Consider the following 22230-nt stretch of genomic DNA (forward strand, 5'->3'; position numbering starts at 1 on the left):
AAAGCCAGGAGTCATCTTGCACGCTGGTCCGGAGGCACATCCAGCAAGCGCAGGGCACTGCCGGTGACACGCGAGAATACAGGCGCCGCCACGGCCCCACCGAAGAAGTCGCCACCTCGTGGATGATCGATCATGACGATGGTGACGATGCGAGGGTCGGAGACCGGCGCAACACCGGCGAACAGGCTGCGATAGGCATCCGCCTCGTAGCCGCTCACCGAGGTCTTGCGTACTGTACCGGTCTTGCCCGCGACCCGATAGCCCGGTACCGCTGCGCGCCTCCCCCCGGTGTTGGGCTGGACCGACTGCTCCATGATGCGCAGCAGCTCGTGAGCCACCTGTGGCTCGATGGCCGGCATGCCCTGCGGTGCCTCGTTGAGCTTGAGCAGGGAGGGCGGCATGCGCATGCCGCCATTGGCCAGCGCGGTATAGGCGCTTGCCAACTGCAATGCCGAAGTCGAAAGACCATAACCGTAGGAGAGCGCAGCCCACTGGCTGCGCGACCAGCGTACCGGCGCCGGCAGGTGGCCTACGGCCTCACCGGGAAAGCCGGTTTCGGTGCTCTGACCGAAGCCGAGCCGGCGGTAGAGGTCAGGTATCAGCGGCTCATCCAGCTCCAGCACCAGTTTCGACATGCCGATGTTGGATGACTTTTCGAGGATGCCGGCCAGGTCGAGCTTGCCGTAATTGCGAATATCGCGGATGGTGAATCGGTCCAGCATCATCCAGCCTGGAGAAGTATCGACCACCACATCGGTGTCGAAGCGCCCGCTTTCCATGATAGCCGCCATGGCCAGCGGCTTGACGACCGAGCCCGGCTCGAAGACGTCGACAATGGCCTGATTGCGCAGCCCACGGGGGTCGAGACCGGCACGGTTATTGGGGTTGTAGGAGGGCTGGTTGGCCATGGCCAGCACCTCGCCGGTGCGGGCATCCATCATTACCACCACGCCGCCGTCGGCGTCATGCTCGTCGACGGCTGCCTTCAGCTCGCGATAGGCCATGTACTGCAGCCGCTGGTCGATGGCCAGCGTCAGCTCGCCGCCGGGCTGGGCTTCACGCAGGGTTTCCAGGTCACGTACCAGACGGCCACGCCGGTCCTTGACCACCCGGCGCTGGCCGGGAGTGCCCGCCAGATAGGGCTGATAGGCGAGCTCCACGCCTTCCTGGCCCATGTCATCGACGTTGGTCACACCCAGCAGCTGTGCCACCACCTCGCCCGCCGGGTAGTATCGCTTGTACTCGTGCTGGGCATAGACACCCGGAACGCGCAGCGCCTGCACTCGCTGTGCGGCATCCGGGGTCAGCTGTCGGCGCAGGTACATGAATTCCCGGCTGGAGAAACGCTCCAGCCTGGCATCCAGATCATCCGGGCCGATGCCCAGCGCCTGCGCCAGCATCAGGCGCTGGATGCGATCGTCAGGCACTTCCTGAGGGTTGGCCCACAGCGTCACGACAGGGGTCGAGATGGCCAGCGGCTCGCCATTGCGGTCGGTGATCATGCCGCGGTGGGCGGTGAGCGCCTCGGTGCGCAGGATACGGGCGTCCCCCTGCCCCTGGAGAAAGGGCCGATCGAGGACATGCAGGGTGACGATACGCCCGGCCAGCAGCAGCATGCCGAGTATCACCAGCCCAAGCACCACGCCGTAGCGAAGACCGCCCATCGGCGCTATCGGCGGGCGTCGCCGGGGCGACACGCCACCACGCACGTCGGTTCTCATGGCCGGATGACCTCGACTTCGTTGACATGGGGCAGGCGCATGTCGAGGCGCTCGACGGCCAGGCGCTCGGTACGCGCCGGCGACGACCATGCGCTCTCCTCGAGCAGCAGTTGCCCCCATTCGGTCTGCAGCTGATCGCGCTCACGCTCCAACTGCTGGAGTCGTGCATATTGCTCGCGGGTTTCGTGGCTGGCCTTTACCGCCAGCATGGCAGTGGCCAGACAGGCCAGTACCAGCCCGATGACCAGCCACAGGCGCCAGTTGGGAGGCCTGGCAGGTCTCCAGGAGGCAAGTGCTCGGGGGGATAGGCGTCCGTGCTTCATGCCGATACTCAACGCAGCTTACGCGCAACGCGCATGACGGCGCTGCGCGCACGTGGATTGTCTTCGACTTCCGCTGGCGACGGCCGGCGCGCCTTACCCAGCGTCTCCAGCCGCTTGGCCAGCTGGTCCTCACGCACCGGCACGCCGCGCGGAATATCGCTGTCGCCGCGCACGTGCTCGCGGATGAAACGCTTGACCCGGCGATCTTCCAGCGAATGGAAGCTGATCACCACCAGATGGCCGCCCGGGGCCAACGCCTCCAACGCTGCCGACAGCGCCGCATCGAGCTGCTCGAGCTCGCCATTGACGTGAATGCGCAGGGCCTGGAAGGCGCGTGTCGCGGGATGCTTGCCCTTCTCCCAGGCGGGGTGGGCTGCCTTCAGCACTTCGGCCAGGTCGCCGGTGCGCAGGAACGGCCGCTCCAGGCGGCGTGCGACGACGGCCCGTGCCAGGCGCCTGGCGAAACGCTCTTCGCCATAGACCTTGAACACATGAGCGATATCGGCTTCGCTGGCCCGGGACAGCCATTGGGCTGCGCTCTCGCCCTGTGTCGGGTCCATGCGCATGTCGAGCGGGCCGTCGCGCAGGAAGCTGAAGCCGCGCTCGGGGTCGTCCAACTGCGGCGAAGAGACGCCAATATCCAGCAAGACTCCTGCCAGCTGCCCGTGGAGGCCATGCTGGCGGGCGACCGCCTCCAACTGGGCGAACTCGCCCTGGACGATGCTGAAGCGGGTGTCGGTGAGGACCTTCGCCTCGGCGATGGCCTGGGGGTCACGGTCGATGGCCAGCAGACGACCTTGGGGGGTCAACCGCGCCAGAATCGCGCGGGAGTGGCCACCACGCCCATAGGTTCCATCCAGGTAGGCGCCGCCGGGATCGTGCACCAGGGCATCCACGGCACCGTCCAGCAGCACGCTGGCATGACGATAGCCATGTCGGCTCGGTTCAGCGGCGGATGGCGGCATGCGCTTTCCTGATTCTCGAAAGTGTTAAACGCGCCGGCCAAGCCAGTCGCGGAGGGGTGTGTGGGGAGTCGGCCGATAAGCCGGGTTCTGTCGAGGACAGTCATTCATCTAGGAGCCACGTCACCATGGCTCTCCAGCAACCTACCCGAACCCGACGCGGGCCACGCCATGGGGTTCCTATTTGGTCTTGCTCCGGGTGGGGTTTACCTTGCCACGCACTGTTACCAGGCGCGCGGTGCGCTCTTACCGCACCCTTTCACCCTTGCCGGCCTCCCGAAGGAGACGTAGGCGGTCTGCTCTCTGCTGCACTTTCCGTCGGCTCGCGCCGCCCAGGCGTTACCTGGCACCCTGCCCTGTGGAGCCCGGACTTTCCTCCCCCGAACCGACCGAGGTCGATGCGGCGGCGACTGTCTGGCCGACTCCGAGCGCAAGAATACCAGCGCACCCAAGGCCTCTCAATGTCTTTCGCCACCGGGTCATCGCGCCTCCTTGATCGCCTGGGCCTGGCTGTACCAAGCCTTCTTCGTCCCACCCAGAAGGCGGGCCGCTATGGCTGCTGCCTGCTTCACGCCCACCCCCTCGGCCAGGAGGGCCGCGAGCAGCGCCTCGGCTTCGAGCGTCGCGGCCTCGCTTTCCTCGCGTGGCGGCGCACCGGCCACCATGATCACGAATTCGCCCCGCGCCTGGTCCGGATCGGCTTCCATCAGCGCAAGCAGCGCCTCTGCCGTGCCGTCGAGGAAGGTCTCGAAAGTCTTGGTCAGCTCGCGTGCCAGTACCACCCGTCGTTCGCCGAGCACCGTCCCGATATCGCTCAGAGTTTCCCTGATCCGATGCGGCGACTCATAGAAGACCAGCGTCTCCCCGCGCTGCACCAAGGCTTCCAGGCGCTGACGCCGGGTGCCCGCCTTGGCCGGAAGGAAACCCTGGAACAGGAAGCGGTCGGTCGGAAGACCGGCCGCACAGAGTGCCGTGACCAAGGCACAGGGACCGGGAACCGGCACGACAGTTCGCCCTCGAGCGCGCAACTCCCGCACCAGCACGAACCCCGGATCGCTGATCAATGGCGTACCGGCGTCGCTGACCAGGGCAATGCTCTCACCTCGGAGCAGTCGCTCATCAAGCTGCTCGACCCGGGCCGCCTCGTTGTGTTCATGCAACGACAGCAGAGGAACCGACAAACCCAGGTGGCGCAGCAGGCGCGAGGTATGCCGGGTGTCCTCGGCGGCGATCAGCGCCACCTCACCCAGCAGCCTGGCGGCCCTGGGGGTCATGTCCTCCAGATTCCCAATCGGCGTGGCGACCACGTACAATGTCCCTAGATTTGTGTCTGACATGGCGACTCCTCAGGGAGACTTTCGGCTTTGACCGCGCGTGCTGGATGGTCGACACACAAGACAGGCGCATGCCCTCTGAGCCAGAAACAAGGAAGAACACATGCTGAAAATGTCCCGCGGCCTGCTGGCCACCGTGCTCCTCGCCCTCCTGGTGGCAGGCTGCGCGCCACCCGGCATCGTCGAACGCGCCCCCGTCGACGACCCCGACCAGCTCCTCCAGCAGGCACAGCAGCAGGAGCCCGAGCAAGCCGCACTCAGCCGGCTCGAGGCGGCCGATATCCTAGCACGCCAGGGACAGCGCACCCAGGCACTCGAGATCGCAAGCGAGATCGACGACACTCTCCTGCCTGCCGAATACCGCCTCCACTGGGCCATGCTGCTCTCGGAGCTCGGCGAAGAGCTGGAGGAACCCTGGGCAGTGATCCAGGCAGGCCAGCTGCTGGACGAGGTCGAGCTGCCGCGCGATGCCGGCCTCATCCTGCGCGAACGCATGGGCCGGGCCCTGGCCGCGGTCGATGAACACCGCGCCGCCTCGGCCATGCTGATGTACGTGCAAGCACGCACCGAACGTGACGCACTCAACGACACCATATGGCATTCGCTTTCGCGGCTCGACGGCAGCGAGCTGGCCAGCCTTCGTGAAGGTGCCGACGAGCTGACCGTGGGCTGGCTCGAGCTTGCCCTCCTGGTACGTGAAAGCGACGCTGATATCGAGCGCCTGCTCTCCAATCTGGAAACCTGGCGGGAGCGCAACGCCCGTCACCCGGCTGCACGCAATGTGCCTTCTGAGCTGATGGCGCTACGCGACCTGCGCGGCCGGGAGGTGCGTCACATCGCCGTCTTCCTCCCCGAATCCGGCTCGTTGAGCAGCGTCGCCGAATCGATCCGCGCCGGGATGCAGATGCACCACATGCAAAGCGCCGAGCGCAATGGCGGACTACGCCTCTCTTTCCTCGATGCCAGTCACGGTGATCTCGAGGCACTGTATGCCGAAGCCCGCGATATCGGCGCACAGGTAGTCATCGGCCCACTCGACAAGGACCAGGTCACCGAACTCGAGAATCGCGATCGTGTTCCGCTACCGACGCTGGCACTCAACTACGGCTACGGCACGTCTAACCAGGCACTGGGCCTGTTCCAGTACGGCCTTTCGGCCGAGGACGAAGCCCGCCAGGTAGCCAGGCGCGCCCGTGAGGACGGCCACCGCCGCAGCGCCCTGCTGGTGCCTGACAACGAGTGGGGCACCCGGGTAGGCCGCGCCTTCGCCGAGGAGTGGCGCAGGCTCGACGGCACCATCACCAATGCCGTTGCCTACGATCCCCGCGGATCAGCCACCGAATCCACTCGCCGCGCCCTTTCAGGCGGGCGCCCGGACATGCTGTTCCTGCTGGCCCTGCCCAGCTACGCTCGCCAGGTGCCCCCGAACCTGGACTACATCGACGCAGCAGACCTGCCCATCTATGCGACCTCGCACCTGTACGAGGGGCGCCCCCAGCCGCTGCTCGACCACGACCTCGATGACGTCAACTTCATCGACATTCCCTGGCAGATTCCCGACGCCGCGGTGGGCGGCGTCGAAGCCCTGCCCTACCTGGCCAGCTTCCAGGAGCTGCGGGAAGACGCCGACCCAGCCACTTTCCGGCTGATGGCCATGGGCGTGGACGCCTATGAGCTGGCACGCCGGCTGCCCCAGTTCCAGCTGCTGCCCGAGAGCGAGCTGTTCGGCGCTACCGGCCTGCTGGTGCCCGCGCGCGATGGCCGCATCGAGCGCCGACTGCCATGGGCTCGCTTCGAGCGGGGCGTGCCGCGTCCCATCCTGACCTTCGACCTGCTCGACAATGACCTGCTCGACAATGACCAGATCGACGGTGTGCAGTTAGACAATGACCAGCTCGACTGATGCCCGCGCCCGTGGCGCGCGCATCGAACGCCTGGCCGCCGAGTGGCTCATGGACAAGGGGCTCAGGCTCATCGCCAGCAACCAGCAGTTCAAGGGCGGTGAGCTGGACCTGGTGATGGGCCATGGCGAGACCCTGGTCTTCGTGGAGGTTCGCCACCGCACCGATACGCGCCATGGGCACCCGCTGGAGACGGTGACGAGCACCAAGCAGCGCAGGCTGGTCCATGCGGCGCGTTTTTATCTGGCACGCAACCGGCTATCATGCCCCTGCCGTTTCGACGTGCTGGCCGTGACCGGCACCCCGCCAGGGCTTGTATTCGAATGGGTTCAGGGCGCTTTCGAGGCGTTCTGAGCGGCTCACCCCTTGTCCCGCGATCAGGACTCGACAGAATGGACTTTCAGCAACGCATACTTGGCCACTTCAATGCCAGCATCGACACCAAGACCTATGCCAGCGAGGTATTGCCCCCCTTCATCGAGGTAGCCAGCCAGATGATGGTCCAGTGCCTCGTCAATGAAGGCAAGATCCTGGCCTGCGGCAACGGGGGCAGCGCCGGCGACAGCCAGCACTTCTCCTCCGAGCTGCTCAACCGCTTCGAACGCGAACGCCCCAGCCTGCCGGCCCTGGCACTGACCACGGACACCTCGACACTGACCTCGATTGCCAACGACTACAGTTACAACGAGGTATTCTCCAAGCAGGTCAGAGCGCTCGGCCAGCCAGGCGACATACTGCTGGCGATCTCTACCAGCGGCAATTCGGGGAACGTCATCCAGGCGATCCAGGCAGCACACGATCGCGACATGGCCGTCGTCGCCCTAACCGGGCGTGATGGCGGCGACATGGCCTCACTGCTGGGCCAGGACGACTGCGAAATCCGCGTTCCCGCCACTTCCACGGCGCGCATCCAGGAAGTTCACCTGCTGGTGATACACTGCCTGTGCGACCTCATCGATGAACAATTGTTTGGCAGCAGCGAGTGATCCCCATGACCCCGACAAGACTGATGGCCTCCCTCTTGACCGTCCTGGCCCTTGCCCTGGGCGGCTGTACCACGGTTACCGGCGTGGCCAACCCCGGCACCATTGACGAGAACTACGGCAAGCGCACGCTGGGCGCCCAGGTGGAAGACGAAAGCATCGAGACCAAGATTGCGCACAACCTGCGCCGTACCGATGCTCGCCTTGGCGACGCACGTATCAACGTCGACAGCTACAACGGCATCGTCCTGCTCACCGGCCAGGTGCCAAGCGAGGAGCTGAAGCAGAGGGCCAGGGAAGTGGCGCTGGAAGTGCGCAATGTTCGCGACGTACACAACGAACTGTCCGTCTCGGCCAATCTGCCGGCGAGCCAACGCCTTTCGGACACCTGGATCAATACCCGCATTCGCACCACCCTGGCTGCCGATCAGAACATCGAAACCAGCCGGCTGCGATTCGTGACCGAGAATGCCACCGTCTATATCATGGGCATCGTCACTCGCGCCGAGGCAGACCGCATCGTCGATGCCGTGGCAGACGTCGGCGGCATCCAGCGCATCGTCAAGGTCTTCGACTACCTCGACTGATCGACTCTCCCTCCATCCCATGCAAGACAGCAACAGCAGAACGGCAGGCCCTTGGGCCTGCCGTTCTGCTGTTGGCGTACAAACGCTGGGAGAGAGCAGCGGGTCTACTTGACCACGCGCAGGGAGGGCCGCTTCCTGGAGCCCGACTCCTTGTCGCGGGCGACATCCGGCGCAGGCTCTCGCTCGGCATCATCGCTTTCGATGCTGCTCAGCTCCGGCTTGGCTGCAGGCAACTCGGGCTCGTCTTCCTGCGGCGCCGGCATGCATGGCTCATGGCCAAAGACCATGCCCACGCCATTCTCACGAGCATAGATAGCCACCAGCGCCGCCATGGGCACCACCACCTGCATGGGTTGGCCGCCAAAGCGAGCGTGGAAGCTGATGGCATCGTTGTCGATAAGCAGGTCGCGTACCGCGGTCGGCCCGATATTCAGCACGATCTGGCCATTGCTCACGAACTGGCGCGGCACATTGACACCGGGCTGCTCGGCATCGACGACGACATATGGCGTGTGCTCATTGTCCAGGAGCCATTCGTACAGCCCCCGGGCAAGATAGGGACGGCTCGACAGCATGGTTCTGCCCTCCTCCATTCTGGCGACGCCGGACACGCCGACGCCAGGTTCAGGTACGCATTTCGCGCTCGTTTTCACTCAGCGAAGAGACGAAGGAATCTCGCTCGAACAATCTCTCCATGTAGGCGACCAGCGGCTTGACCTGCTTCTCCGGCAGCTCGATGCCCAGCACGGGCAGGCGCCAGAGTATCGGTGCGATACAGCAGTCCACCAGAGAGAACTCCTCACTCATGAAGAAGGGTACGTCCTCGAAGATTGGCGAAATGCCAACGAGGCTTTCCCGCAGCTCCTTGCGCGCCTTCTCGACGTCCTTCTTGCTTCCGCTCTCGATCTGCTCGACCAGCGGGCACCACTCACGCTCGATACGGTGCATCCACAGGCGGCTCTGGGCACGCGCCACGGGATAGACCGGCAGCAGCGGCGGATGAGGGAAGCGCTCGTCAAGGTACTCCATCATGACCTTCGACTCGTAGAGCACCAGATCACGATCGACCAGGGTCGGCACGCTGTTGTAGGGGTTCAGGTCGGCGAGCTCCTCGGGACGCTGGTCACCGCTGACCTCGACGATGTCGACTGCAACGCCCTTCTCGGCGAGCACGATCCGCACGCGATGACTGAAGTGATCATCGCTTCCCGAATAGAAGATCATCGATGACCGCTTGGCCACTACACCCATTTAACAATCCTCGCATCAATTCGAGCCAGCATGATAGCACGCTCCACCGTTCACGGGGGTGTGGGACATGCACTAGGGCTTGGAAGAATAGGCAGGGGGCGCATGGCCCGATGTCCATACGCCCCCTGCGGCACAACGTTCCGATTCAGGCGAATCAGTGAATGTCGCGCCAGTACTCACGCTTGAGCAGGTAAGCCAGCACCCCGAAGATGAAGATGAAGATCAGCACCTTCGGTCCCAGCACCTGAGCCTGCAGCTTGGAAGGCTCGCCGACGTAGACCAGGAAATTGGTCAGATCGTATACGGCATCCTCGAACTCTTCCGGCTCCATGGCACCGGGACGCGTGACCTGCATCACCTCGCAGGACTGGTATTTTCCAGTCAGCGGGTCGAGCTCCGCGCCGTCGACCGGACGATCGGTCTCGGCGCACACCATCTCCTGAACGCCCTGCAGCGGCTCCAGCACGTTGGGCATGGCCGGCGCCTCGAGGACGTTGTTGTTGACGCCCAGTGGCTGGCTCGGGTCACGGTAGAACCCGAGCAGGTAGGAGTAGATGTAGTCCGAACCCTTGACCCGGTTGAACAGCGTCAGGTCTGGCGGGGACACGCCGAACCAGCTCTCGCCGTCGCCGCGGGTCATGGACGTGAGCATCTGGTCGTTGTATGCCAGCTCGGAAGAGAAGATCAGGTTCTCCTCCACCAGGTCCTGCGGCATGCCCAGATCTGTCGCTGCCCGTGCAAAACGCTGATGCTCCAGGGAGTGACAACCCAAGCAGTAGTTGACGTAGAGCTGCATGCCCCGCTGCAGGGACGCCTGATCATTGATATCCGGCGTCATCGAGTGAGGCTGTTCAGGCAGTGGCGCTGCCATGGCAGTGAAAGGCACCAGCGCAAACAGCAATGCGAAAAGTTGCTTTTTCATTAGCCAGTCACCCTTTCCGGAACGGGTTTGGTCTTCTCCATCCTGGTGTAGAACGGCATCAGCAGGAAGAAGGCGAAGTAAAGGACGGTGCAGATCTGAGCCACCGCGGTACGAATCGGCGTGGCCGGAATGGCACCCAGGACCCCCAGGATCACGAAGCTGACCGCGAACAGCAGCAACATGCTCTTGGACATCCAGCCCTTGTAGCGCATGGAGTTGACCGGGCTGCGATCGAGCCAGGGCAGCACGAACAGCACGGCGATGGCAGCCCCCATGAAGACGACGCCGAGGAACTCGGCCTGCAGGGGACCAATGTCGAAGGTAATGGCACGCAGAATCGCGTAGAAGGGCGTGAAGTACCAGACTGGCGCGATATGGTCAGGCGTTACCATCGGGTTGGCCGGCTCGAAATTGGGCCGCTCGAGGAAATAGCCGCCACCCTCGGGGAAGTAGAAGATCACTGCCGCGAAGACGAACAGGAAGACCGCCACCCCGAACACGTCCTTGACGGTGTAGTACGGATGGAAAGGAATACCATCGAGCGGCTTGCCGCTCTCGTCCTTCTTGGCCTTGATGTCGATGCCGTCGGGGTTGTTGGAACCCACTTCGTGCAGCGCGATCAGGTGCAGCACTACCAGCGCCAGGATCACGATGGGCAGCGCCACCACATGCAGGGCGAAGAAGCGGTTCAGCGTGATGCCGGAGATCAGGAAGTCGCCGCGAATCCACTGGGCCAGGTCGGGGCCAATGAAGGGAATCGTGGCAAACAGCGAGATGATGACCTGCGCGCCCCAGTACGACATCTGCCCCCAGGGCAGCAGGTAGCCCATGAAGGCTTCGGCCATCAGCAGCAGGTACAGCGCCATGCCGAAGATCCATACCAGCTCCCGCGGTGCCTTGTAGGATCCATACAGCAGCGCACGGAACATGTGCAGGTAGATCACCACGAAGAAGGCCGAGGCGCCGGTGGAGTGCATATAGCGAATCAGCCAGCCGTACTCGACATCTCGCATGATGTACTCGATGGAGGCAAAGGCGCCTTCACCGGAAGGGTTGTAGCTCATGGTGAGCCAGACACCGGTCAGGATCTGATTGACCAGAATCAGCAGCGCCAGAGAGCCGAAGAAGTACCAGAAATTGAAATTCTTGGGGGCGTAATACTGGCTCAGGTGGTCTTGCCACATCTGCGTGGCAGGGAAGCGGTCATCCACCCAGCGCATGAATCCGCTTTCCGCCTTGACCCGATTCGGATTACCCATCACGCAGCCTCCTGATCTTCGCCAACGATGATGATGTCATCGGACTCAAAGCGGTAAGGCGGCACCTCGAGGTTGGACGGTGCCGGTACGTTGCGGAACACGCGGCCAGCAAGGTCGAAGTAGGAGCCGTGACAAGGGCAGAAGTAGCCGCCCGGCCAAGCTGTCATGTCCACGTCGTCCGGCCCGGGCCGGTAGAGCGGCGAGCAGCCCAGGTGGGTACAGATACCGATGAGTACCGAAATCTCGGGCCGGATGGAGCGCAACGGACCCGTAATGTAGTCAGGCTGCTGCTGCGCTTGGGAATCGGGGTCGACCAGGCGAGCAGGATCGAAATTCTCGGTACGCTCGATCATGTCGGGGGTGCGTTTGACGATCCAGACCGGGCGCCCGCGCCACTCCACGGTCATGCGCTGCCCAGGCTCGAGCTTGGATATGTCTGCTTGCACCGGGGCACCGGCCGCCCTTGCCCTGGCACTCGGCTGCCAGGATGCCACAAAGGGAACCGCCACTCCCACGGCCCCCACCGCCCCTACGACGGTGGTGGCACCCAGGAGCAGACGGCGCCGCCCTTTGTTCACGCCGTTGTCTGCCATCTTCTGGTTTCTCCCATCAGCTTACCCGTTGATCCCGCACGGATTGAATTCCGCGAGCACGGATACCAAATCCGCCATATCTTAAGGAATCGCTGCGCTTGGCACAAGACGAAACACGCCTGACCAAGGTGTAATTAATGCTGCAATTTGTTGAAATGAAAACGAAAAAACCCGGGCAATTGCCCGGGTTTTTTTGTCTCGATCGTCGAGCAATCAGCGCTTGGAGAACTGCGGGCGACGACGCGCCTTGCGCAGGCCGACCTTCTTGCGCTCGACCTGGCGGGCGTCACGAGTGACATAGCCGGCCTCACGCAGCGCAGGACGGAAGTCCTCGTTGTACTCCATCAGGGCGCGCGTGATGCCGTGGCGAATGGCGCCCGCCTGGGCGGAGCCGCCGCCACCCTTGACGGTGACATAGACGTCGAACTGACCGGTGGTCTCGGTCAGTTCCAGCGGCTGACGCACGACCATGCGACCGGTGACGCGACCGAAATACTGATCCAATTCACGGTTGTTGACCATGATCTTGCCGGTGCCCGGCTTGAGGAAAACACGGGCTGTGGAAGTCTTGCGGCGCCCGGTACCGTAATACTGCTGTGCCATGGTGATGATCCCCTCAGATGTTCAGTTCTTGCGGCTGCTGGGCGGCGTGCGGATGTTCGGCGCCGGCATAGACCTTGAGCTTGGTGTACATGGCGCGCCCCAGCGGCCCCTTCGGCAGCATGCCCTTGACGGCAGACTCGATCACGCGCTCGGGAGCATGCGCAATCATCTTCTCGAAGTTCATGGAGCGCAGGCCGCCCGGATAGCCGGTGTGGCGATAGTATGTCTTCGCCTTGGCCTTGTTGCCGGTGACCTTCACCTTCTCGGCATTGATCACGACGATGTAGTCGCCGGTGTCCACGTGAGGGGTGAACTCGGGCTTGTGCTTGCCGCGAAGGCGGCGAGCAATTTCGGTTGCCAGACGGCCGAGCGTCTTGTCCGCCGCATCGACGACGTACCAGTCGCGCTGCACGGACTGCGGCTTAGCTGTGAACGTTTTCATGGAGAAATCACCACAAAATCAAACAAGTGTATTGGATCCCCCAGCCCTGACGGGCATTCGGAATCATCCCTATTTTTCTTGGTTGCCACCCCCACAGGAGACGGCAACGGTCGAGGAGCGCATATTCTACATGAACCGAGCCCTGTGGTTAAAGCACTATCGACAGCGCGCCTCAAGGCTTGTGCGGCAGGGCAAGGTACTCGTGAGACTGCATCTCCTGCAGTCGTGACAAGGTCCGCTGGAATTCGAATGCCAGACGCCCGTCCGAATAGAGGGTCTCGGCCGGCACCTCGGCCGACATCAGCAGCTTCACGCCGCGATCGTAGAACTCGTCCACCATGTTGATGAAGCGACGCGCCTGATCGTCGGTCGCCGCTCCCATGCGGGTCACGTTGGAGACGAGCACGGTATGGAATTCACGAGCCAGCTCGATGTAGTCGTTCTGGCTGCGCGGCCCATCGCAGAGTTCGCGAAATTCGAACCAGACGACGTCATCATGCAGCTGACGGGCCTGCAGGATGCGATGATTGACCTCGATCTGCACGTCGCGCTCACCAGCATGGCCTGCGATCTCTCGAAAGCTGCGCGCCAGCTCGCGCTCGGCGGCCTCGTCGAGAGGCGCATGAAAGATCTCGGCGCGCTCAAGGGCGCGCAAGCGGTAGTCGATGCCCGAATCCACGTTCACTACCTGACAGTGGCGCTTGATCAGGTCGATGGCCGGCAGGAAGCGGGCGCGCTGCAGGCCATCCTTGTAGAGTTCGTCGGGGACGATGTTTGACGTCGCCACCAGCACCACGCCGCGTTCGAACAACGCTTCGAGCAGGTTGGCCAGGATCATGGCGTCGGTGATGTCCTTGACGAAGAACTCGTCGAAGCAGATCACCCGAGCCTCCGCAGCGAACTTGCCGGCAATCAGCGTCAGGGGGTTCTTCTCGCCCTTGTAGTGCTCGAGCTCATTGTGCACCCGCTGCATGAAGCGGTGAAAGTGGGTGCGCATCTTGTCGGGGAAGGGCAACGACTCGTGGAAGGTGTCGACGAGGTAGGTCTTGCCTCGCCCTACCCCACCCCAGAAGTAGAGCCCCTGGATAGCGGGCAAGGCCGGAGGGGCCGAGGCCTTGTCTCGCTTGCCGAACAGGCCAGCCACCCTGGACTTGAGACCGCGACCGGTGGTGACGGAAATGGGCTCGGTGCGTGGCGATGCCACGAGCCGGTCATGAAGCTGCTGCAGGTGTTCGACGGCCCGCTCCTGGGCAGGGTCGTAGGCAAAATCCTCACGCTCGAGGTCGGCTCGATAACGTGCCAGCGGCGTACCGGCATCCGCCAGGCGGGATTTCGTTGGGGTCGCAGTGGCGCACATGAAGGATTCCTTGCTGATCACGGCTCGTGTCGTTGCTGGCGGGCATTATACGCACCCCGGACAGCGAGCGCACAAAACGCCGCGCCTTGCGATAGCACCGCTCGTTGACCCGGCAACGGCTTACGCTTCTATAATGGGCCAGCCAGTTGAGCCGCCGAACCGGGCCAAGCAAATGGCACAGGCGTGTATTGTATCAGGAGAATTCTGTGGATTACGGCAATGTGAACTTGATCGTGACTATCGTCAGCCTGCTGGCTGGCATTGGCATCGGTGCCATCGGCTATCGAATGCTCGGCTCGTCTTCGAATGAGCTGCAAGAACTGCGGCGGCAGGTGGCCGAGCGAGAGCGCGAACTGAGCTCGATACGCGAGGGCATGAGCGAGCATTTCAGCCAGGTAGGCATGATGGTGAGCAATATCCAGCGTGAAATGCGCACTCTCGAACATCGCTTGACCGAGGATGCCAGCACCCTGAAATGCACTCCCCCGCAAAGCGCCCAGCTCAACAGCGCCGACCAACCGGCCTTGACCGGAAGCGACGACGAGCTACCGACACCGCGTGACTATGCCGACGGCTCCGGCGGCACCCTGTCGGAAGATTTCGGCCTCAAGCCGAGCGACGAGAAAAGCGACCTGCCCCAGCCTCCGCGCTATTGATTCGCTGCTCCGACACTTTTCACGCCGGGTTGTCGATGTCGACGAAGCGGTGCTCGATGCCGTACTTCCCGGCGAGCCAGGCGCCCAGCGCCTGGACCCCGTAACGCTCGGTGGCATGGTGTCCCGCCGCCAGGTAGTGAATTCCGAGCTCACGCGCGAGATGCGTCGTGCGCTCGGAAATCTCCCCGGAGATGAACGCGTCGGCACCGGCCTCCCAGGCCTGGGTAATCATGTCCTGGGCTCCGCCCGTGCACCACGCCACGCGACGAATCTCGGCCCCTCCCGGCGCCTCGATGAGCAAGGCTTCGCGCTCCAGTCTTTGGCTCAGATGTCGCGCCAGCGCGTGGGGCGAGGAAGCCTCCGGCAGACTGCCCAGCCACAGCAGCCCTTGCCCCAGTTCACCGTCGGCACACCCCTGCACCCGGAAGCCGAGGCGTCGCGCGAGCTCAGCGTTATTGCCCAGCTCGGCATGGGCATCGAGAGGCAGGTGGTAGGCCAGCAAGTTGATATCGTTGAGCAGCAGGGTGCGAATACGCCGCTGCTTGATACCGGTGATCGGTACCGGCTCGTTCTTCCAGAAATAACCGTGATGCACCAGCAGCAGATCAGCGCCCCAGGCCACCGCCTCGTCGACCAGGGCCTGACAGGCGGTCACGCCACTCATCACCCGCCTCACCTCGTCACGCCCCGCCACCTGAAGCCCGTTGACGGTGTAATCCTTGAAAGCGTCGGAATCGAGCAGCGTATCGCAGGCCTGCACCAGGTCGTTTCGTAAAATCATCCTGCCTCCGGACAGCACGGGAAAGTCGATGTTACAATCTAGCTTATTGTAACGACTGAGCGGGATACCATCGACAGCCCGCCGACCAGGAAACGCCGCATGCGTCGTTCTCTCACTGCCTATGCCCTGCCCGTCCTCATCGGCGTGCTGCTGGCCATCGTACTTCTCAATACCTTTCCCCAATTGCTCCAGGGCCCCTCGAGGCCAGACGGCAATGCGCAGCAGGGACAGCTCGACGAGGCTCAGCCGGTATCACGCCCCTCCCCCGAGCTGGAGCAGGCGGCGCCGCTGTCACGTCAGCAGGGACCGGTCAGCTATTCGGAGGCCGTGGAGAAGGCAGCCCCGGCCGTGGTCAACATCTACTCGTCGCGCGTCGTGCCGCGAGAAGAACATCCGCTGATGTCGGACCCCTTCTTTCGCCAGTTCTTCGGCGACGACCTGCCGACGCAGCAGCGCATGCTGTCGAGCCTGGGCTCAGGCGTCATCGTCAGCGAGGATGGCTATGTGCTGACCAACCATCATGTCATCGACGGTGCCGATGAGATCCAGGTGGCCCTGCGCGACGGCCGGGAAACGCTGGCGGAAGTGATCGGCACGGATCCCGAGAGCGACCTCGCCGTGCTGCGCATCGACCTGGATCACCTGCCGGTCATCCAGATCTCCGATACGGGCGACGTGGCCGTAGGTGACATTGCCATGGCCATAGGCAACCCCTTCGGCGTGGGCCAGACGGTGACCATGGGCATCATCAGTGCCACCGGACGCAGCCACCTGGGCCTGAGTGCCTACGAGGACTTCATCCAGACGGACGCCGCCATCAACCCCGGCAACTCCGGCGGCGCACTGATCAACGCCGAAGGCGCCCTGGTCGGCATCAACACCGCCATCTTCTCTCGTTCGGGTGGCTCACAGGGCGTCGGCTTCGCCATTCCCACGCGACTGGCACGATCCATTCTGGAGGACCTGGTCACCCAGGGCCGTGTGATACGGGGCTGGCTCGGCGTAGAGGCGCAGGAAATGACGACTGATCTGGCCGCCTCCTTTGGCCTGCAGGCACCGCGGGGGGTGGTCATCTCCGGGGTGGTGCCTGATGGCCCGGCCGCCCATGCCGGCCTGCGCCCGGGTGATGTGCTGCTGGAAGTCGACGGGCGGCCGATTCTCGATGCGCGCGTCGCCATGAGCGACATAGCCGCCATCCAGCCCGGCGCGACGTTGCCGCTGACGGTGGTGCGCAGCGGCGAGACCTTCACTGCCGAGCTGGAGGTGGGTGAGCGCCCGCTGCCGCCCGGGCGCCGCCCCGAGCGCTGAAGCCCGGCTTACGGCTTGATACGAAACTCAGCGGAACGCGCGTGGGCCGTCAGCGACTCCCCCCGCGCCAGCACCGACGCAACCCTTCCCAGCGTCGAGGCACCCTCCTCGGAGCAGTGAATGACCGAGGAACGCTTCTGGAAGTCGTAGACACCCAGCGGCGATGAGAAGCGAGCCGTACCCGAGGTAGGCAGAACGTGGTTGGGACCAGCGCAGTAGTCACCCAGCGCCTCGGCCGTATATCGGCCCATGAAGATGGCTCCGGCATGACGCACCTGCGGCAATATGGCGTTTGGCTCGGCCATGGAAAGCTCGAGGTGCTCCGGGGCGATGCGATTGATCAGTTCAACGGCCTCATCGAGGTCCCGGCAGTGGATCAGCGCGCCGCGGCGCGCCAGGGACTCCCGCACGATTCCTTCACGCTCCAGCGTCGGCAGCAGGCGCGCGATGGCAGCCTCCACCGCTTCAAGGTGGCGTTCATCCCAGCTCACCAGCAGCGCCTGGGCATCCTCGTCGTGCTCGGCCTGAGAGAAGAGATCCATGGCCAGCCATTCGGGGTCGGTGCCACCGTCTGAGACGACCAGTATCTCCGACGGGCCGGCGATCATGTCGATGCCAACCTGCCCGAACACCGCGCGCTTGGCAGTCGCTACGTAGATATTGCCCGGCCCCACGATCTTGTCGACCCGCGGCACGCTCTCGGTGCCATAGGCCATGGCAGCTACCGCCTGGGCTCCACCGATAGTGAACACGTGATCCACACCGGCCAGGTGCGCCGCTGCGAGCACCAGCTCATTGAGCACGCCGTCCGGGGTCGGCACCACCATCACGATCTCACGCACCCCTGCCACATGGGCCGGAATGGCATTCATCAGGACCGAAGAGGGGTAGGCGGCCTTGCCACCCGGAACGTAGATCCCGGCTCGGTCGAGCGGCGTGACTTGCTGGCCGAGCACAGTGCCGTCGTCCTCGACGTAGGACCACGAGACCGGCTTCTGGTGCTCGTGGTAGAGGCGAATACGCTCGGCCGCGCGGGCCAGGGCATCACGCTGCTCTTCGGGCAGGTTGCGATAAGCCTGCTCGAGGCGCTCGGCCCCCAGGGCAAGCTCCGCCATGGAGGCCACCGCCAGGCGGTCGAAGCGCCGGGTATACTCGATCAGCGCGGCATCGCCCTGCTCCTTCACCGCCGTGATGATCTCCGCGACTCGACCTTGAACCTCAGCGTCAGATACCCCCTCCCAGGCCAGCAAGGCGTCGAGGCGCGACTCGAAGTCTGCGTCGCTGGTGGAGAGCCGGGCCATATCGACAGATTCCAACCGGTTATCGCTCATGATCGCATTCGCCTCCAACAATTCATGTGAGTCATGTCCGCGGATCAGATCGCGGAGGGCTCCGCCGCCGGACGCCGCTGCTCTACCGCCAGGGCCAGTCGCTCGAGCAGCGGCTTCAGACGCTGGTGCTTCATGGTCATGGCTGCCTTGTTGACCACCAGGCGCGTACTGATCGGAGCAATGAGCTCCCGCGGCGACATGCCATTGGCACGCAAGGTGTTGCCGGTATCGACGATATCGACGATCTCGTCGGCCAGGTTCATCAACGGCGCCAACTCCATGGCCCCGTAGAGCTTGATCACCTCGGCCTGGATCCCCTGCTCGGCATAGTAACGTCGCGCTACGTTGACGAACTTGGTCGCCACTCGACGCCGCGCCCGCGCCGGCTTGGCACCGTCGATGCCGGCCGTCATCAGCTTGCACTTGGCAATCTCGAGGTCGAGCGGCTCATAGAGCCCTTCGGCGCCATGCTCGAGCAGCACATCCTTGCCGGCGACACCGAGGTCAGCAGCCCCCATCTGCACATAGGTGGGGACATCGGTGGCACGAATGATCACCAGCTTGACGTCATCGAGGTTGGTATCGAACAGCAGCTTGCGGCTCTTGCTCAGGTTCTCGGCCGGCTCGATGCCGGCATCCGCCAGCAGCGGCAGGGTCTCGTCGAGAATACGGCCCTTCGACAGGGCCAGAATCAGTTGCTTGCTCATGGTCTCGCCTATGGTCGAGGCTGCACCCGCTCAGCCAGGGATGCGGCGAATCCTCGCTCCCAGCAGCTGCAGCTTTTCTTCGATACACTCGTAGCCGCGATCGATATGGTAGATACGATCAACCAGGGTTTCGCCTTCGGCCATCATGGCCGCGATCACCAGCGAGGCCGATGCGCGCAGGTCTGTGGCCATCACCGGCGCCCCGGAGAGGTGCTCAACCCCGGTGATCATCGCCGTATTGCCCTCGAGTGAAATCTTCGCCCCCATGCGGTTCAACTCCTGAACGTGCATGAAGCGGTTCTCGAAGATGGTCTCTACCACGTGCGACGTGCCGTCTGCCACGGCGTTGAGCGCGACGAACTGGGCCTGCATGTCGGTCGGGAAGCCCGGGTACGGCGCTGTACGGATGTTGACCGGACGCGGCCTACGCCCCTCCATATCGAGCTCGATCCAGCCATCGCCGACGGTGATCCTGGCACCGACCTCCTCGAGCTTGGCCAGCACGGACTCGAGGATGTCGGCGCGGGTATTGCGCACCCGCACCCGGCCCCGCGACAGAGCGGCCGCGACCAGGAAGGTGCCGGTCTCGATACGATCGGGCATGACGTCGTGGTAGGCACCGTGCAGGCGCTCCACCCCCTCGATCACTATGTTGTTGCTGCCATGGCCGCTGATCCTGGCCCCCATCTTGATCAGGCACTCGGCCAGATCGACTACCTCGGGCTCACGCGCCGCATTCTCCAGCACCGTGGTGCCTTCTGCCAGCGTTGCCGCCATCAGCAGGTTCTCGGTCCCGGTAACGGTCACGGTATCGAAGAAGATAGTGGCTCCCTTGAGCCTGCCGTCGACACGGGCACGAACATAGCCGCCTTCGACGCGGATATCCGCCCCCATGGCCTCGAGACCGCGAATGTGCAGGTCCACAGGACGTGAACCGATAGCGCACCCGCCAGGCAGAGAAACATCGGCGTGACCGAAATGAGCGAGCAATGGCCCAAGCACCAGGATCGAGGCGCGCATCTTCTTGACCAGCTCGTAGGGAGCATGGCAGTCACGCACCTGGGAGCCGTCGAGCTGGATGCTCATCTTCTCCCCCATCACTGGCTCGACGCCCATGCGGCCCAGCAGCTCGAGGGTGGTGGTGATGTCCTGTAGGTGGGGCAGGTTCCCGATGGTCACCGGCTCGTCGGCCAGCAGCGTGGCACACAGGATGGGCAGTGCCGCATTCTTGGCACCACTGGCCCAGACCTCGCCGTCGACGGGCCCGTTGCCGGTTATGATCAACTTGTCCATGTGGTCTCGACCGTCAGGCACCTTGGCCAGGTGAAGCCGCGTTTTCCGGCGCACTGGCCCACTGCGCTGGGGTGTAGGTCTTGATACTGACAGCGTGAACCGCACCGGAGGCGATCTCTTCGGAGAGCGCACCGTAGATCAGCTGCTGGCGCTTGACCGGCGACAGGCCCTCAAAGACATCGCCGACGGCGATGACCTGGAAATTGCAGCCCTCGCCCTGGATATGAAAATCGCAATCCTCGAGGCGAGCTTCTAGCAGCGCCTTGATATCAGTGGGTTGCATGAAAAGCGGAACTCCTGTGGGACGAATGGAGCGGCCCCCTGCAGCCAGGGGCGGCCATCAAGAATTCCCATATGGTAAAGAAAAGCACCGCGCTTGGCGATGCCGAGACCCGGCTTTGCCTGCCAGGCTCACGGATCGCTGACAACCGGCAGGAGCTCGTCGAGCCCAGCCACTCGGGTCAGGTTTGCCAGAGGCGGGGAAAGCTTGACGGCATCGATCGTGACAGCGGTGGAGCGCGCCTGGCGTGTCCACTCGAGCAACACGCTGAGTGCGGCGCTGCTGACACGGTCGACGCCGCAGAGGTCCAGCGTGATACGAGCACCTGCCGACTGCTCGGCAAGCCAGACCTTGCCGGCTTCGGCCAGCGGAGCCGCGATTTCGAAGTCGACATCGCCCCTGACGGCCAGCCCCTCCGAGCTGGCCTCCAGCGTGACATCTCCCCGTTCGAGCAGAAGGCTCACGTGCTGCCGCCCTGCTCAAGCTCCTCGGCAGCGATCTCCGGCGACCAGTCAGCGATGACGGCATCGTAGTCGCGATTGTGGTCGCGCATGGCCTGGTCGAACTGATTGCGGAACGTCAGGCCCAGGTTGATACCATTGACGATGACATTGACCACCTTCCACTCCTCGCCAGTCAGGCGCAAGGTATAGCTGACCGGGTAGACGCTGCCATCCATCGCCACCACCTCCATGGCCACCGAAGCCTGATCCTCATGGCGCGGCGGGCGCCGGCTGTCGAGAACGCGAAGCTCACGGTAGTCGAAGGTCACCAGGCCCTTGGTGTAGGTGTCGATCAGCGTCTGGCGAAAGACATTGACGAACCTCGAACGCTGCTGGGGGGTGGCATTCTGGAAGTAGCGCCCCATGACGCTGGCGCCGATATAACGGAAGTCCGCGATATCGTCGAGACTATCGTCCACCAGCGCCTTCAGCTCATCCAGATTATTGGCGTAGTAGTCCTCGCGCCCTTCGATCTGCCCCATCAGCTCATTGATGCTGTCGCGAATGACCTGCTCTGGGCTGCGCTCAGGCGCCGCCACAGCGGCTGACAGACCGGCCAGCATCAGGCACAAGGCGAGCGCCAGGCGGCGCAGCAAGGTGAAGGGAAGTGTCATCTGACGCATGATTCGACCTCAAGGAAAGTAAGCGATTAGTCGCTGACCATATTGGACACGAACTGCTGGATCAGTTCCTCCAGCACGATCGCGGACTGGGTATCGCGAATGGTGTCGCCATCGACCAGCATCTCGGGGTCACCGCCGACGGTCAGCCCGATGTACTGCTCGCCCAGCAGGCCGGCCGTGAGGATCGCGGCCGTGGTATCGCGCGACAGCTGGCCCTCCAGCTCTGCATCCAGTTCGAGGATGACACGCGCATCGTACCAGTCGGTATCGAGCTCGATGGCGGTCACTCGCCCAACCGTGACGCCGGCCATCGTCACCCGCGCACGCGGCTTGAGGCTGCCGATATTGGCAAAGTTGGCCTCGAGCCGGAAGGTATCGGTCGGCATGGTGAACGTCAGCCCGCTCACACGCAGCCCCAGGAACAGCAGCCCCAGGATGCCGGCCAGCATGAACAGGCCGACCCCGAGTTCCATTGTCTTGCTGCGCTTCATCCTGCTTCTCCATTACGCG

General features: G+C 63.7%; 26 protein-coding genes and 1 other RNA gene. 6 read left to right on the plus strand and 21 right to left on the minus strand.

The genetic code is table 11. The annotated features are described in order from the left end of the window. Positions 1–11 precede the first annotated feature (11 nt). From H1D44_RS07615 to rsmI, 5 genes are all read right to left on the minus strand, one after another. Complete coding sequence (locus H1D44_RS07615; RefSeq protein WP_181514244.1) at positions 12–1721, minus strand: peptidoglycan D,D-transpeptidase FtsI family protein; 1710 nt, start codon at positions 1719–1721, stop codon at positions 12–14. After that, complete coding sequence (gene ftsL, locus H1D44_RS07620; RefSeq protein WP_181514245.1) at positions 1718–2044, minus strand: cell division protein FtsL; 327 nt, start codon at positions 2042–2044, stop codon at positions 1718–1720. The genes H1D44_RS07615 and ftsL overlap by 4 nt, the downstream gene beginning before the upstream one ends. A gap of 8 nt (positions 2045–2052) precedes the next feature. Further along, positions 2053–3009: a 16S rRNA (cytosine(1402)-N(4))-methyltransferase RsmH gene (gene rsmH, locus H1D44_RS07625; RefSeq protein ID WP_181514246.1), complete on the minus strand. Its 957-nt coding sequence runs from the start codon at positions 3007–3009 to the stop codon at positions 2053–2055. Positions 3010–3069: 60 nt separating this feature from the next. Continuing rightward, an RNA gene (gene rnpB, locus H1D44_RS07630) (RNase P RNA component class A) lies at positions 3070–3432 on the minus strand. 53 nt (positions 3433–3485) lie between these two features. Continuing rightward, positions 3486–4343: a 16S rRNA (cytidine(1402)-2'-O)-methyltransferase gene (gene rsmI, locus H1D44_RS07635; protein ID WP_181514247.1), complete on the minus strand. Its 858-nt coding sequence runs from the start codon at positions 4341–4343 to the stop codon at positions 3486–3488. A gap of 100 nt (positions 4344–4443) precedes the next feature. Between rsmI and H1D44_RS07640 the strand changes: the two genes are divergently transcribed. The 4 genes from H1D44_RS07640 to H1D44_RS07655 are packed head-to-tail and all read left to right on the plus strand — an operon-like array spanning position 4444 to position 7811. After that, a complete protein-coding gene (locus H1D44_RS07640) occupies positions 4444–6243 on the plus strand; it encodes a penicillin-binding protein activator (RefSeq protein WP_181514248.1) in 1800 nt (599 codons plus the stop codon). Further along, the gene (locus H1D44_RS07645; protein WP_181514249.1) at positions 6227–6595 is read left to right on the plus strand and encodes a YraN family protein; all 369 of its coding nucleotides are present in this window, start codon (positions 6227–6229) and stop codon (positions 6593–6595) included. The genes H1D44_RS07640 and H1D44_RS07645 overlap by 17 nt, the downstream gene beginning before the upstream one ends. A 38-nt stretch (positions 6596–6633) precedes the next feature. After that, entirely contained in the window at positions 6634–7227 is a 594-nt protein-coding gene (locus H1D44_RS07650; RefSeq protein ID WP_181514250.1) for a phosphoheptose isomerase, read from the plus strand. 5 nt (positions 7228–7232) lie between these two features. Then, entirely contained in the window at positions 7233–7811 is a 579-nt protein-coding gene (locus tag H1D44_RS07655; RefSeq protein WP_181514251.1) for a BON domain-containing protein, read from the plus strand. 104 nt (positions 7812–7915) lie between these two features. On the opposite strand, the gene H1D44_RS07660 is transcribed toward H1D44_RS07655, so the two are convergent. The 8 genes from H1D44_RS07660 to zapE all read right to left on the minus strand — a co-directional run bounded on the left by H1D44_RS07660 (position 7916) and on the right by zapE (position 14238). Beyond that, positions 7916–8386 carry a ClpXP protease specificity-enhancing factor gene (locus H1D44_RS07660; RefSeq protein WP_181514252.1) on the minus strand — a complete coding sequence of 157 codons (471 nt, stop codon included), beginning with the start codon at positions 8384–8386 and terminating at the stop codon, positions 7916–7918. Positions 8387–8435: 49 nt separating this feature from the next. Then, positions 8436–9062, minus strand: coding sequence for a stringent starvation protein SspA (sspA, locus tag H1D44_RS07665; protein WP_181514253.1), 627 nt, complete (start codon positions 9060–9062; stop codon positions 8436–8438). Between the two features lie 154 nt (positions 9063–9216). Then, positions 9217–9984 carry a cytochrome c1 gene (locus H1D44_RS07670; RefSeq protein ID WP_181514254.1) on the minus strand — a complete coding sequence of 256 codons (768 nt, stop codon included), beginning with the start codon at positions 9982–9984 and terminating at the stop codon, positions 9217–9219. Continuing rightward, positions 9984–11243 (minus strand): cytochrome b, encoded by a 1260-nt coding sequence (locus H1D44_RS07675; RefSeq protein WP_181514255.1) that lies wholly within the window; start codon positions 11241–11243, stop codon positions 9984–9986. The genes H1D44_RS07670 and H1D44_RS07675 overlap by 1 nt, the downstream gene beginning before the upstream one ends. Continuing rightward, positions 11243–11836 (minus strand): ubiquinol-cytochrome c reductase iron-sulfur subunit, encoded by a 594-nt coding sequence (petA, locus tag H1D44_RS07680; protein ID WP_181514256.1) that lies wholly within the window; start codon positions 11834–11836, stop codon positions 11243–11245. Before petA ends, H1D44_RS07675 begins: the two co-directional genes overlap by 1 nt. A gap of 213 nt (positions 11837–12049) precedes the next feature. Further along, positions 12050–12439, minus strand: coding sequence for a 30S ribosomal protein S9 (rpsI, locus tag H1D44_RS07685; RefSeq protein ID WP_181514257.1), 390 nt, complete (start codon positions 12437–12439; stop codon positions 12050–12052). Positions 12440–12452: 13 nt separating this feature from the next. After that, positions 12453–12881 (minus strand): 50S ribosomal protein L13, encoded by a 429-nt coding sequence (gene rplM, locus H1D44_RS07690; RefSeq protein WP_010629162.1) that lies wholly within the window; start codon positions 12879–12881, stop codon positions 12453–12455. Between the two features lie 172 nt (positions 12882–13053). Then, the gene (zapE, locus tag H1D44_RS07695) at positions 13054–14238 is read right to left on the minus strand and encodes a cell division protein ZapE (protein ID WP_181514258.1); all 1185 of its coding nucleotides are present in this window, start codon (positions 14236–14238) and stop codon (positions 13054–13056) included. A 206-nt stretch (positions 14239–14444) separates the two neighbouring features. On the opposite strand from zapE, the gene H1D44_RS07700 reads away from it, so the two are divergent. Then, complete coding sequence (locus H1D44_RS07700) at positions 14445–14894, plus strand: ZapG family protein (RefSeq protein ID WP_181514259.1); 450 nt, start codon at positions 14445–14447, stop codon at positions 14892–14894. 19 nt (positions 14895–14913) lie between these two features. On the opposite strand, the gene H1D44_RS07705 is transcribed toward H1D44_RS07700, so the two are convergent. Then, positions 14914–15675 carry a Nif3-like dinuclear metal center hexameric protein gene (locus tag H1D44_RS07705; RefSeq protein ID WP_181514260.1) on the minus strand — a complete coding sequence of 254 codons (762 nt, stop codon included), beginning with the start codon at positions 15673–15675 and terminating at the stop codon, positions 14914–14916. A gap of 99 nt (positions 15676–15774) precedes the next feature. Here H1D44_RS07705 and H1D44_RS07710 point away from each other — a divergent pair, with 99 nt between their 5' ends. Next, positions 15775–16983, plus strand: a complete 1209-nt coding sequence (locus H1D44_RS07710) for a Do family serine endopeptidase (protein WP_181514261.1) — start codon at positions 15775–15777, stop codon at positions 16981–16983. An 8-nt stretch (positions 16984–16991) separates the two neighbouring features. Here H1D44_RS07710 and hisD read toward each other — a convergent pair whose 3' ends face one another. From hisD to mlaD, 7 genes are all read right to left on the minus strand, one after another. Then, positions 16992–18314 carry a histidinol dehydrogenase gene (gene hisD / locus H1D44_RS07715; RefSeq protein ID WP_181514262.1) on the minus strand — a complete coding sequence of 441 codons (1323 nt, stop codon included), beginning with the start codon at positions 18312–18314 and terminating at the stop codon, positions 16992–16994. Positions 18315–18358: 44 nt separating this feature from the next. Continuing rightward, positions 18359–19021: an ATP phosphoribosyltransferase gene (gene hisG / locus H1D44_RS07720; RefSeq protein ID WP_181514263.1), complete on the minus strand. Its 663-nt coding sequence runs from the start codon at positions 19019–19021 to the stop codon at positions 18359–18361. A gap of 30 nt (positions 19022–19051) precedes the next feature. Continuing rightward, a complete protein-coding gene (murA, locus tag H1D44_RS07725) occupies positions 19052–20314 on the minus strand; it encodes a UDP-N-acetylglucosamine 1-carboxyvinyltransferase (RefSeq protein WP_181514264.1) in 1263 nt (420 codons plus the stop codon). A 13-nt stretch (positions 20315–20327) separates the two neighbouring features. Further along, the gene (locus tag H1D44_RS07730; protein WP_181514265.1) at positions 20328–20597 is read right to left on the minus strand and encodes a BolA family protein; all 270 of its coding nucleotides are present in this window, start codon (positions 20595–20597) and stop codon (positions 20328–20330) included. A gap of 128 nt (positions 20598–20725) precedes the next feature. Then, positions 20726–21058: an STAS domain-containing protein gene (locus tag H1D44_RS07735; RefSeq protein WP_181514266.1), complete on the minus strand. Its 333-nt coding sequence runs from the start codon at positions 21056–21058 to the stop codon at positions 20726–20728. Further along, positions 21055–21720 (minus strand): MlaC/ttg2D family ABC transporter substrate-binding protein, encoded by a 666-nt coding sequence (locus H1D44_RS07740; RefSeq protein WP_181514267.1) that lies wholly within the window; start codon positions 21718–21720, stop codon positions 21055–21057. Before H1D44_RS07740 ends, H1D44_RS07735 begins: the two co-directional genes overlap by 4 nt. Before the next feature lie 26 nt (positions 21721–21746). Next, on the minus strand, positions 21747–22211 hold the full coding sequence (gene mlaD / locus H1D44_RS07745) for an outer membrane lipid asymmetry maintenance protein MlaD (protein WP_181514268.1): 465 nt from the start codon (positions 22209–22211) through the stop codon (positions 21747–21749). Positions 22212–22230 lie beyond the last annotated feature (19 nt).

It is taken from the genome of Billgrantia kenyensis (assembly GCF_013697085.1).
Taxonomy (GTDB): Bacteria; Pseudomonadota; Gammaproteobacteria; order Pseudomonadales; family Halomonadaceae; genus Halomonas; species Halomonas kenyensis.